We start from the raw sequence: 12,110 nt of genomic DNA on the forward strand, positions 1-12,110 counted from the left end.
TTACGAAAAATTGAAGAACGAATCTTCTTACACCCCTTATGGTGATCGTTTTGAGCCAATCCGCCCGATTCGGCTTTTTACCCGCACCCCGCGATCATTCGACCGGCGGCCAAAGGCATACAACCACCCTATTTTATCGATTTATCGAGTTTTGTGTTGCACCTTCGGCTTCTTCACGTTTAACGCGCGCCACGTCACGCTTTATGGTTAGAAGGAAGGCACCGTTTCGGGTGTCTCGCTACGTTGGAGGTGCCAGATGAAAATACTTTTGATCAGTTGTGGAGATGTCGCGACCGAGGCAGGACTACGCTTTCATGCCGCCGGACATCAAGTCACCGCGTGGCGTCGTGATAGCTCGAAGCTCCCGGCGGTCTTCACCGGATATAACGTCGACCTACTCAAAGCGGATTCTTGGCCTCAGATTGATCCAGAAACTGATCTTGTCCTCTTCACCCCGGTACCTGCCACCCGTGATGTGACCGGATATGAGCGAGGCTATCTGCATACAGCGCACCGATTAATTGATACTTTAAAAGTCTCCTGCCCACGCCTCAAACGACTCATTTATGTGTCCTCTTCGGCGGTCCTTGGCGGTTCCGAGGGGCAACTGGTCAATGAGACCGCGCCCCTTGCACCGGCCCGTCCTACCGCGCAGGTGCTCGCCGATACCGAGACGTTGCTGGCCGCAAGTGGTTTGCCACTGACAATTCTGCGCGCTCCAGGAATTTATGGGCCGGGACGCACCAGACTGATCGATCTGGTGCGTTCAGGTTCGGCCCAGCTACCGACGCAGTCTCACTGGACTAACCGGATTCACCGCGACGATCTTGCCCAAGCCATCGTCCATGTGGCTTCGCTAGACCAAAAGGCCGAAGCACTGTATTTGGCTACCGACAGCGAACCAGCGCAACTCGCAGACGTTTATCGCTTCCTCGCCGAGGAACTTGGCTCAAAAATCCCCGAAATCTCAACCGAACCTCCAGCGTCGCGAAACGCCTCGGACCGTCGACTAAATAATGCGCGGCTTCTAGCGTCGGGTTTCATTCCACGTTTCCCAAGTTACCGCGAAGGTTACAAATCAATTCTTGCCAATGATTCGTCTCGTCATGCCTAGTTGAACAAGGCCTATGGAAACAATGAGCCCGCTAAACTCGAAGCCCCAGTGAAAGAAGGATCGCAGCGTGAATACTCTGTGGACACCGCGAATCAGCTGGGCGCAGCTTCCTGAACATGTCCGTAATGCGGTTGAAGTCATACTTGGCTCACCGGTCGTTGAAGCGCACGGCCAGCAAGGCGGGTTTTCTCCTGGCACGGCCGACAGGGTGCGTACCGCCGACGGACGTAGGGCGTTTGTTAAAGCCGTCGGTACCTCACTAAATGCTGTCACGCCGCGGCTGCATCGAGCCGAAGCGAAGATCTCTGCCCTACTACCCGGAAGATTGCCGGTCCCGAAGTACCTAGGATCATATGACAAACAGGGCTGGGTGGCACTGGTCCTTGAAGATATTCCGGGCTCCCATCCCAAGACACCGTGGACACGTGTCGAACTTGAACGGGTACTCGATTCGTTGCATGTACTAGGAAGCCATCCGGTACCGAGCACTTTGACTCATCTGCCCGCGTTGCACACCGAGGTGGCTGCTGAGTTCACCGGGTGGGACCGCATCGACATCGATATGCCATCGAACTTAGATCCGTGGATTGCTGATCATCTCCCGCGACTTCAGGGCAGTGCGCGCACCGGATTATCTTGCCTCGAAGGGCAGGCTTTGGTGCACTCAGACATTCGTTCAGACAATCTTTTGCTGACCGAAGAAGGCGCCTACATCGTCGATTGGCCTTGGGCGTGTATTGGGGCTCCATGGTTTGATGCGTTATCGGTACTCATAAATGTGCGCTTGCATGACGCCGGGTTCGATGTAGCATCCGTCCTGGGTACCCACCCAGTTTTCGTAGGGCTATCGGCAGAAAATATTGATGGGTTTCTTGCCGGGATGTCCGGATATTTCATAGATGGTGCTCGGCAGCCCGCGCCGTCTGGTCTGCCCACCCTACGCAGTTTCCAACAAGCACAGGGTGAAGCGACCATCGGTTGGCTCCGTGAACGCTGGGAACCAACTGCCTAGTCTTCAATGAGTCGTAGCAATACCATTGAAGATTTTGCGCCATCACTTGCGGTTTCGAAAGCCCCGGTTGTAAGTCCACGCTGTTCTGTACAGTTCCCGCTAGTAGGCTCCAGGAATTACCGGACCTAAAATCGCAATGCAAAAGGCTCGGTTTATCATCGATCAACAATGAAAAACCGAGCCCTCAGCGATCAGATGTTTGCGCGGGGTTAGAAACCCTTACGCAAAGGGTTGAAGTGACGCGCCAAGGTGGAAACGGCCTGCCCGGTAATCTGCTCGGCGAGGATCTTGCCGGTCAATGGGCCTAGCGCAACACCCCACATGCCATGGCCACCGCCCACCGAGACGCGTGGAGAGGAGGTCTGTCCAACCAACGGCATGCCGTCGGCGGTGCATGGGCGTCCTCCCACCCACTCTTCTTTGCGGTTTTCCCAATTGATTCCTTGGTATACCGGTGCTGCAGCGGCGACAATTGCTTCGATGCGCTTTGGCTCCAGTTTGTGGTTCACGTCGCGGAACTCCATAGTTCCGGCAATGCGGAACCGATCCCCCAATGGCGTGCAAGCAACGCGCTGGGAAGGGAAGTAAATCGGGTGCGTTGGCATGCTTTCTGGCTCAACCGTGAACGAGTAGCCGCGGCCCGCTTGGACCACCACGTTAACACCAAACTTCTTAGCCAGATCGGTCATCCATGCACCGGTAGCCATCACCACATGATCTGCGGTGATCGCCCGTCCCTCGGAGCCAATAACGGTCACCGATCCACCGTTATCGCGCACATCGGTGACGTTGAACGACCCGATGATGTCTCCACCCCGGGCCACAACGGATTCGGCCAGTGATTCCATGAACTTTGGTGGGTTGAGGTAGCGCTGGTTTTTGATCGCTACGCCAGCTGCAACATTATTGGAGAGAGTCGGCTCGATAGCGCGTAGTTCATCACCGCTGAGCAACTCATAGTCCACGGAACCACCGGTTTTCTGAATCATCTCGAATTCATGCAGAAGCGCATCGCGGTCCTTGAACGAGGTGAAACCGGTAAGAAAAGGATCTGCTGGCTTGGTTTTTTCTGCCACACCAGGACCAGCCGAGGTGCCTTCGGCAAGCTCGTCAAAAGCATCCAACCCGTGGGTACCAATTTCGGAGTAAATACGCATGGCTTCTTCCCACTTTTTAGGAGTGGAGTGCCAGGTGAAACCAAGAAGGAAGCGCAGAAGCTTTCCATCAGCCTTCAACGGAATATATAGCGGTGAGGCCGGGTCAAACATCATCTTCAAACCATTAGAGAAGATTGATGGTTCTGCGATAGGCAAGGTCAATGCCGGAGTCAGCCAGCCCGCATTTCCCCACGACGAACCCGAAGCCACGCCGCCACGGTCCACTACGGTAACTTTGACGCCGGATTCTTGCAGGTACCAAGCCGTCGACAATCCGACGAATCCGGCACCAACAATTACGACATGATCCGGTGCTGGTGTTACCGTCATGGGCTACTCTCCTCAAAAGACTTTTTTAGCTCATCAAAAGAGCCTTATGTCTTCACTGTCGCGCGAACTGCAGGGAAAATCAACGAGCACTGAGGATTCAACGGTGACGGCAACCACATATCTGTGTGACTTGTATTTTTAACTGCGATTCGCACTTTCTACCGTAGAAAATACGGGTCTTTGAAAGTATCCCCTTGCTATCCCCGGCTCGCGATTACGCTGGCTCCCACTGAACAACGTCGATTTGAGCGTCCTGCGTAGACTGGAAGTGACGACCTTTTCCCGTTTAGCGAAGGAACAACAACAGATCATGGCATCACGCAAGCCCGCCAAGAAAAAGGCCTCCTCGGGCCATCCAGCACGCCAAGCTGGGGCTAGTAGCGCACCGTTTGAATCTGAAGTTCGACAGGCCTTACAGCCGTTCAAATCTCAGCTATTCCGCCATTTTCAAGCTGATGACCAACCGTCAAGCGAAACACGCGCCGGCTTGGAAGGTCTCACCACCTTGTTGGTCGCTCATGCACAACTACGCAAGAGCGTAGATGTCACCACATTGGACCCCACCATTCTTGGCGAACAGCTGGGGCACCTAGCTTCCATAGGCAAAGAAGTCTCCGAGGCTAGCGCCGCCATCCTCAAGCACTACCTAACTTTCTTGGGCACCACCGCGAATTTTGGCGGCAGCGTTGAGGAATTCAAGGAAGTTTTTGAGTTTCTCTCTCGCATGGCCGGCGATTCGCCCATCGTTGTTCCATTCATGGACGACGAGGAAGCCAACTCGGTCTTAGAATCCATGCCATTCGTTTATGCTGCACGTGAACTGATTGAATGGGTCGGCGAAGGCAAGCCGAGTGATCCAACAGGAATGATCAGTGGGCAAACGCTCCAAGAAGCAGCAGAAGCTCTGGGCCTCATGGTCACCGTTGATGAATCCAGTACACCAGAAGCGAATCCGTGGGAGCCCGAAGACGGAACCGTGGTAGCGGACTTGGCATCAATTCCCCGCTTGGCCGCTTACTGGGATGCCTTTATCGGCACTGCCATGCTTCGCTACAGCTCACCGCAGGCTGTTCCGACCGATTCACTTCGCGAGGCTCTCCTTGCATCCAGCGGAGCTGGCGCTCGTCTGATCAAGGAACTGCTCGCCGAGATCATCTACTCGCATGTGCTGATCAATACCTTGCAGACCCCCGGACAGGCCCAGGTTGCGGAGATGGTCGCCGGACTTCTCACCCACGCTGCCTCTTCGAAGCCGCCGCGGACCGAATTTGCATTGCACATCCCCTCCGAAGACGACCTGCCGGTTGAGCAACACCACCTCATCTCGAGCCTTGAGGTCGCGGTCCCACAGGTTGAAATTATCCTGCGCACCTTTGAACGCGAAGGCCTACTGACTCTGGCAGAGGAAATCACCGTACCGGTGATCCTGCGGGCTGCACTTGAGCGCGCGCTTTCTAAGGTGTCGGACCACGTTCTTGAAAATGACCCGTCGGGAGCTGGCGAGTAACCCTCGCGCAAAAGGCCAAAAGGGGGTCCTGGGCAGCAATTAAATTTGCTGCCCGGGCCCCCCCCTTTATGCTTTTACAGTGCTTAGATGCTGCGAGTAGCGAACTGTGCGTCGTGGCGCGGAAGCCGGCCAAACCATGCGTCAGCACCTGGCTTACCAACGTTAACTATTAGGAACGACTTGTTGCGGCCATCGGCGTTCACCACGGCGTCAACCGCAGCTGCATCAAAGCCGGCCATTGGGCCAGCGGCTAAACCAACGGCGCGTACTGCCATGATGAAGTATCCGGCCTGCAACCATGCGTTGTTATTTCCGATAGCGGTGCGCGCACCCTGATCTTCAAACATTGCTTTGCGTTCTGGAGCATGTGGGAAGAATGATGGGAATTCTTCGTGCCACTCGGTATCGAACGAAAGAATGGCCAGGGCCGGTGCGGTCAGCGCTTTCTGTGCGTTAGTGCCGGCCATAGTCTCTGAAACCTTTTGACGAGCCTCAGCGCTTTTCACCCAAGTGATGCGCAGTGGCTGGTTATTCATGAGAGTTGGACCCATTTTCATGGTGTCGTAGATTGCATCAAGAACTTCATCTGAGACCGGCTCATCGCTAAAGGCGTTTGCGCTACGGGCTTCGAAGAACAGCTGATCCGCCGCGTCCGAGTTAATGCTTAGCATTTCGTATGGCTGGGTTTCAGTCTGAACCGACATGTGATGCTCACTCTCGAAAGTTGATTGTATCCAAGAGGTATAACGGAAAACTCGGCCTAGGACATTCCGCATCAGCCATGTGAGCTGTAACACAACAGGTATCGGTGGGGTTATAAAAGGTACGTCGCGCCACTAACAAACTCAGGCGTGCGATGGGGGCACAACGCCGAAGAAAGATCAGTTCGTCCATGACGCAACGTACCTTTTAATCACTGCGGAACTCTTGATGATGCCACTCGCAAAACATCACCAATTTCCCTGCGGTGATCGGTCTTCACCGATACATCTATAACTTATCGCGATTCCAAGAAAAGCGAAATCATACTTAAGTAGGAGGGTAGGGCCTAGAACGGGATACTGGCAGTGAGTACCCACTGTCCATCTACAACCTCCGCATTGAACCGTCCGCCGAAGGCATTCATCCGGTCTCGCATACCAATAAGGCCAATTCCACCGACCGGCTGGTCACCCTTTATAGGTTTCGACTTCGGTATCTGATTAGTCATTTCAAGGATCGCGTTGGACCCAGAGATCTCTAAACGCAGATCACAGGAACCCTCGCGCTTGCCGTGTTTAATAATATTCGTCGTCGCTTCCTGCATCACTCGATACAACGCAGTCTGTGCAGAACGCGGAAGTTCAGAGATTTTTTCGTCGGTGTGAGAGGTCACAGAAAAACCGGAATCTTTTAGCCGTTGCGAAAAGATCTGCAGGCCTTGAACTGCATAAACAGTGGTTGCCGCGGGCTTATCGGCGCTGCCGCCCGACGAATCACTCATTGTCCCGTCGGTTCGCAATACATTGAGCATCAGTCTTAAGTCGTGGAGCGTCTCGGTACTGAGCTTTGCAATAATGTCGATTGCGTCCATGGCCGCCTGGCCACTGTTAGCAAATTTTGCAGCTTTAGACTGCATAGCCACCACGGTGATGTCATGGGCGACAATATCGTGCAAGTCCCGAGCGATGTTTTTACGTTCGAGTTCAATCGCGACTCGGTTTTGCTCGCGGCTCTCTTCCATCAGCTGAACCGCATTGAGATTGCGTTCGCGGAGGTTGAAAATAATTCGCGCGAGAACAAATGAGAGAACAGACAACGGTACAAGTGCCACCAGAAGGATCGCGTCATCACCGGCGCGAACTCCATATTGACCCATCCAAACGAGCACCAGCACCAGAAACCAATTGCGGATGATTCGAGAATCGACGGTGGCGGCAAAAACACTAAAAATAATCAGCGAAAAAACTAGCCACAAGAAAAGGCCGCCATCCCAAAAACCGAAATACAGGATCGCGAGAAACGCTCCAAGTGAGGTAGACGCCCACCTGAGCCCAATTGCTAATGACACCGACAACAGCAGTCCAACTACCGCACCGCGAATCGACCGTTCCGGAGTATTTTCGATTCCGCTGGTAAGTAGTGTTAGGAATTCAGTGGCGGTAATGCCGATTAGAACCGTCAAACCCGGCAAAACGATTATGCCTTGGCCCGCAAAACATTTGGTCAGGGCAGCCTTGACTCGTGAATTCATACGCCGAATACTTCACCGGAGGGGTGGTGAAGTCAAATAGGTGCTAGTTACACGCCACGTTATAGTTCCGGCAGAGCCAGGTTGAAAAGTCATTTCCCCATCCTGCCGGAGTCGCAACAGCCAGTCCCGAATAGGTAGACTCGGCCACCGGTGCCGCGGTTGCAGGTGCAGCTACAGCCAAAGGCGCCGCTACAAGTGCGGCCACTGCCAAAATCTTTAAAGCTTTCATTTCAAACCCCAAAACTATTGAACTTATATACTTCGATTTAAGGCAGGTTGACTCCTGAGCTGCCTCCCATTCAAAGGAAACCAATGGAACAGATTAAGGTCCTCATCGTTGATGATGAGCCTCTTATTCGGCACGCGCTTAGCACGATCCTAGCAACGGATCAGGGAATTGTAACTGTTAATTCGGTACAAAATGGGCAAGAAGCGGTGACCTACTGTGAAGCACACGAAGTAGATGTCGTACTCATGGATTTACAAATGCCAATAATGGATGGCATTGAAGCTACAAAGAACATTAAATCTTTAGAGGACAGCCCAGAAATCCTTGCAATTACCGCATTTTCCTCGGACGACTACCTAGTCCCGGTCCTTGTTGCGGGCGCCAGCGGTTACCTCGTTAAAGACACTGAACCAGGCGAAATTATTAAGGCGGTTTATTCCGTTCACAATGGCTCAGCGGCCATCTCACCGTCGGTTTCGGCTGATTTAATCACCGCGGTTAGAAACGTTCAACGAACGCCCCAAGATACGGCGGACCTTATCGATGATCTGGGTCTAACTAATCGTGAAATGCAAATCCTTGGACTTCTCTCCGAGGGGTTCAATAACACGGAGACAAGCCGGCGCTTGAATATCTCCGAGGCTACGGTAAAAACCCATATGGCGAAGATCTTTATGAAATTAGAAGTACGCGACCGAGTCCAGGCACTCATTGCAGCAACACGGCTGGGGCTCATCGAGATCCCTCGTGACGCTTAAAAGCTGTGAACTACCACTCTTCTAGTTGCCTAACTCCACTTTGCGGGAATAGATTCTGTCGTATTACGTTGAACATGAGCATAGACCACTCAAGTTTCTACTAGGAGGCTCATCTTGCCAGCTTTTTTCGGACCACCGTCAGACGGCTCGTTCGAGGAATTCCTCTCCCGGTTCCTCTCCTCACGTGCCCAGGCCGCGCGCCCCATCGACATCACTCGTCTGCTCTCGCAGCGCACCCACGAAGCGGTATCCATCGCCGCCGGATTCGCCCACGAAAACGGACATTCAGAAATTGATGCGTTGCACCTGCTAGTCGCGCTGCTCCGCACCGAGCCTGCCGGACAACACCTGAGCGCAATGGGTGTGGATCTTGAAGCCCTATCCAAGGACGCAATTCAGCGCCTGCCACGCCGCGAGGAGTCAACCGAGAAGCCTTCTCGTCTCTCCTCCGCTGCGCAGCGCAGTCTCTTTGATGCTTATCAGGTTGCTCGAAACTACGGTTCGACCTATATCGATCCGGAACACCTATTCCTGGCCTTCGTCTTCTCACCAGACTCCCCCGTGGGTATGTTGCTCGCACAACACGGCATCACTGGCCAAAGCCTGCAACAGGCAGCCATGGAGCAAGCCCAGCGTGCGCAGTCCGGCGAAGCTGAGACTGGCGAAGAACAAGATGTGTCAATGCTCGAACGCTACGGCACCGATTTGACCGCTTTGGCATCTGACGGGCAAATCGATCCGGTCATCGGTCGCGATGACGAATTGGCTCAAGTCGTTGAGATCTTGGCTCGTCGCACCAAAAACAACCCGGTACTTATCGGTGAAGCTGGCGTGGGTAAGACCGCGATCGCCGAAGGACTGGCTCGCGCCATTGTTGCCGGCGAAGTCCCGGAGCAAATCCGCGGAACTCAACTGATCTCCATTGACCTTCCAGGAATGCTCTCTGGAACGCGTTACCGCGGAGACTTTGAACAGCGCTTGACCGGACTGCTCGAGGAAGTCGCTGACGCGGAGGGGCAGACCATCATCTTTATTGATGAAATGCACCTGCTAGTTGGCGCTGGTTCCGGAGAATCCGGGAACATGGATGCAGCTAATATCCTCAAACCACGTCTAGCTCGCGGTGAACTGCACCTGATCGGCGCCACCACACTAGATGAATTCCGCAAGGTTGAAAAAGACTCGGCTCTGGTACGTCGCTTCGGCAAGGTCACCGTGGGAGAACCTTCTCAGGAAGTCGCCCTGGCGATCCTTGAAGGGTTGCAAGAATCATATGAAGATCACCACCAGGTGCAATACACCCCTGAGGCATTAAAAGCTGCGGTCTCGCTGTCGGCGCGCTACCTGACCGACCGTCGGTTGCCGGATAAGGCAATCGATCTGCTCGATATTGCTGGCGCTCGTAGGTCTATCGCCGCTGGTGGCACCGAGGACGTACAGGCACTACGCAATGAGCTGGTCGAGGCAGACCGTGAAAAGGCCCGTGCGATCGGCGAGGAACGTTATGAAGATGCCAGTGCATGGCGCGATCATAATGCCGCTCTCACTGAGCGCATCACCGCTGCCGAAAAGGCCGGTGATTCTGGGATTACTCGTGTAGTTGATGAAGCCCAAATTTCCGAGGTCATCTCTCGCTCCACCGGAATCCCGACCTCCCGGATCAACGGGGATGACAAGAACCGGTTGGCCTCCTTGGAAGAACAATTGCATGCCTCGGTTATCGGTCAGCACGACGCAGTTGCGGCTGTCTCCCGTGCGGTGCGCCGTAGTCGTACCGGTTTAGCTCCGGCACAACGTCCTATTGGTTCCTTCTTGTTCCTCGGCCCGACCGGCGTGGGTAAAACCGAGCTGGCTAAGGCTCTAGCTAATAACCTGTTCGGTTCAGCCGATGCCTTAGTACGGATCGATATGAGCGAGTACGGAGAAAAGCACACCGTCTCGCGGCTCATCGGTGCCCCTCCAGGCTATGTGGGACACGACGAGCCAGGACAGCTAACCGAAAAGGTACGCCGCAACCCGTACTCGGTGATTTTGCTCGATGAAATCGAAAAGGCTCACCCCGATGTATTCAACGTGCTCTTGCAGGTCTTGGATGACGGACGTTTGACCGATACTGCCGGACGCACCGTCGACTTTTCCAATACCCTGATCTTGATGACCAGTAACCTCGGCGGCGAATACCTCGCGAACAAGGCCGGTAACTTTGGTTTCACCTCGGTCAATGCGAGTAGCGAGAAGGCCGAAATTCGGGCCAAGGTCATGGGCAAGGTGCGTGAGTTCATGCGTCCCGAGTTCCTGAACCGCCTGGACGAGGTACTACTCTTCGGTAAGCTCAGCGAGTCTGAGATTGCGCAGATTGTGAAGCTGGTTCTTGATGAGACCGGCAAGCACCTGGCGGAGCAGGAACTGAAACTTCACGTCACCGATGCTGCTGTTTCATGGTTGGCAAAGGAAGGCTACGATCCAGAATTCGGCGCTCGTCCACTGCGTCGCCTGGTTCAGCGCAAGGTCCAAGATGCCATTGCCGACCTGCTGATCGGTGACGAGCTCAACGCCGGCGACACCGTAGAGGTCGACTTCGCGGCAGGACAGCTAAAGGTTGCCAAGCAGGTCCCAGCCACGGAAATCGCACCAAGCGAACCGGTCATGGACTACTTCGGCAGCTAAGAAATTCCCTCAAGCGGGGCTAACGGATCATTTCGATCCGTTAGCCCCGCTTGTGTTTAATCGTCACTATCAATTCCTAGCTCTATGTCTTTACGGAACAATAAACGCGCATCTTGTCCTGTAGGAAGGCCTCGATAGACTGACAATTGACCAATACTCCGGAGGTTTCATGCGCTCGCGTCTTCTTTTTACCATTGCTGCCGTGTCTTTAGTGTTGGCAGGATGCTCAAGTCAGCCCGACGCGATTGTCTCGGCATCTGAACCGAACGACAAAGAGACTCACGCTCCTGTTGCTTCTACTTCAACTTCAGTTTCAGCTACTTCATCTGTTGAGGCGGCGGCTGTTTCGCCCACGCTAAAGGCAAGCGGACAGGACTGGGCTGATTCGAAAATCCAAGCTTGGTTGGATAATTCGGGCATCAAGTCGGTGAAGGGGTTCTATCCCCCAAACAATTTGATGATCAGTTGGAGCGGTTCAGAACCGGGGCATCTCGAAATAGTCCTTGATAACTCTTATCGATTCAACCAAGACGGAATGCTTCAAAGCTACGAACGTCCCACCGATGAACTTCGAATAATGGGCCTCGTGATGTTCGAAAGCATCGGTGAACAATCACCAGAATTAGAATCAGTAACGTTTGCTACCGAGAATGGGAAATACTCGGGCACTTACTCCCGAGCCCGAACTGGTGCCGATCCTAATGATCGTGACGCTTGGGCTGAAGAGAAGTATGTGCAGTGGCTCGATTCGATGAATGATACTTATGAGTCATTTTGCGGTGCGACCATCAAGAAACTTGCAACTTATCGTAGCTGCATCCCGACCGACCCACACGCGTACATTGATTCCGTAGAATCCCCTGATTTTGGCGAACTAGTAGTGACCTTGGCCCCCGGCAATTGGCAAGACAACACCTACGACACGAAATCACTTCCGGGCGTTAATTTTGTATCCGGAAACATGATGCTCAAGATCAATAGCAAGGCTCATGGAAATGAACAGGTGGAAAAGCTGACCGTTATCGTCGAGGGATCCGATGAAACGAGCACCGAGTTCAAAAATCCTCCCACGGAGTAGGTTCGCCACGGGCACCAGTCCCGAC

At 53.8% G+C, this 12,110-nt stretch carries 9 protein-coding genes; 6 read left to right on the plus strand and 3 right to left on the minus strand.

From position 1 onward, the window contains the following. Positions 1-256: 256 nt before the first annotated feature. The gene (locus IEX04_RS16715) at positions 257-1,114 is read left to right on the plus strand and encodes an NAD(P)H-binding protein (protein ID WP_096257519.1); all 858 of its coding nucleotides are present in this window, start codon (positions 257-259) and stop codon (positions 1,112-1,114) included. 67 nt (positions 1,115-1,181) lie between these two features. Beyond that, entirely contained in the window at positions 1,182-2,126 is a 945-nt protein-coding gene (locus IEX04_RS16720; protein ID WP_188687260.1) for an aminoglycoside phosphotransferase family protein, read from the plus strand. A 209-nt stretch (positions 2,127-2,335) separates the two neighbouring features. Here the strand turns inward: IEX04_RS16720 and IEX04_RS16725 are convergent, their stop codons facing one another. Next, positions 2,336-3,613, minus strand: coding sequence for an NAD(P)/FAD-dependent oxidoreductase (locus IEX04_RS16725; protein ID WP_188687261.1), 1,278 nt, complete (start codon positions 3,611-3,613; stop codon positions 2,336-2,338). A 310-nt stretch (positions 3,614-3,923) separates the two neighbouring features. Between IEX04_RS16725 and IEX04_RS16730 the strand changes: the two genes are divergently transcribed. Continuing rightward, positions 3,924-5,120: a hypothetical protein gene (locus IEX04_RS16730; protein ID WP_188687262.1), complete on the plus strand. Its 1,197-nt coding sequence runs from the start codon at positions 3,924-3,926 to the stop codon at positions 5,118-5,120. Positions 5,121-5,203: 83 nt separating this feature from the next. Here the strand turns inward: IEX04_RS16730 and IEX04_RS16735 are convergent, their stop codons facing one another. Further along, positions 5,204-5,824: a malonic semialdehyde reductase gene (locus IEX04_RS16735; protein WP_188687263.1), complete on the minus strand. Its 621-nt coding sequence runs from the start codon at positions 5,822-5,824 to the stop codon at positions 5,204-5,206. A gap of 344 nt (positions 5,825-6,168) precedes the next feature. Further along, positions 6,169-7,353, minus strand: coding sequence for a sensor histidine kinase (locus tag IEX04_RS16740; protein WP_188687264.1), 1,185 nt, complete (start codon positions 7,351-7,353; stop codon positions 6,169-6,171). Between the two features lie 312 nt (positions 7,354-7,665). On the opposite strand from IEX04_RS16740, the gene IEX04_RS16745 reads away from it, so the two are divergent. The 3 genes from IEX04_RS16745 (at position 7,666) to IEX04_RS16755 (ending at position 12,085) form a co-directional block, all read left to right on the plus strand. Continuing rightward, positions 7,666-8,340 carry a response regulator gene (locus IEX04_RS16745; RefSeq protein ID WP_188687265.1) on the plus strand — a complete coding sequence of 225 codons (675 nt, stop codon included), beginning with the start codon at positions 7,666-7,668 and terminating at the stop codon, positions 8,338-8,340. Positions 8,341-8,454: 114 nt separating this feature from the next. Then, positions 8,455-11,007 carry an ATP-dependent Clp protease ATP-binding subunit gene (locus IEX04_RS16750; RefSeq protein WP_096254551.1) on the plus strand — a complete coding sequence of 851 codons (2,553 nt, stop codon included), beginning with the start codon at positions 8,455-8,457 and terminating at the stop codon, positions 11,005-11,007. 169 nt (positions 11,008-11,176) lie between these two features. Continuing rightward, a complete protein-coding gene (locus IEX04_RS16755) occupies positions 11,177-12,085 on the plus strand; it encodes a hypothetical protein (RefSeq protein ID WP_188687266.1) in 909 nt (302 codons plus the stop codon). Positions 12,086-12,110 lie beyond the last annotated feature (25 nt).

The sequence above is a fragment of the Glutamicibacter ardleyensis genome, from assembly GCF_014644555.1.
Classification (GTDB): Bacteria; Actinomycetota; Actinomycetes; order Actinomycetales; family Micrococcaceae; genus Glutamicibacter; species Glutamicibacter bergerei.

Bases quoted from the DNA above. Each gene is read 5' to 3' on its own strand.
- IEX04_RS16730 (WP_188687262.1), top strand. From the start codon at position 3,924: ATGGCATCACGCAAGCCCGCCAAGAAAAAGGCCTCCTCGGGCCATCCA.
- IEX04_RS16735 (WP_188687263.1), bottom strand. From the start codon at position 5,824: ATGTCGGTTCAGACTGAAACCCAGCCATACGAAATGCTAAGCATTAAC.
- IEX04_RS16755 (WP_188687266.1), top strand. From the start codon at position 11,177: ATGCGCTCGCGTCTTCTTTTTACCATTGCTGCCGTGTCTTTAGTGTTG.
- IEX04_RS16725 (WP_188687261.1), bottom strand. From the start codon at position 3,613: ATGACGGTAACACCAGCACCGGATCATGTCGTAATTGTTGGTGCCGGA.
- IEX04_RS16740 (WP_188687264.1), bottom strand. From the start codon at position 7,353: ATGAATTCACGAGTCAAGGCTGCCCTGACCAAATGTTTTGCGGGCCAA.
- IEX04_RS16715 (WP_096257519.1), top strand. From the start codon at position 257: ATGAAAATACTTTTGATCAGTTGTGGAGATGTCGCGACCGAGGCAGGA.
- IEX04_RS16745 (WP_188687265.1), top strand. From the start codon at position 7,666: ATGGAACAGATTAAGGTCCTCATCGTTGATGATGAGCCTCTTATTCGG.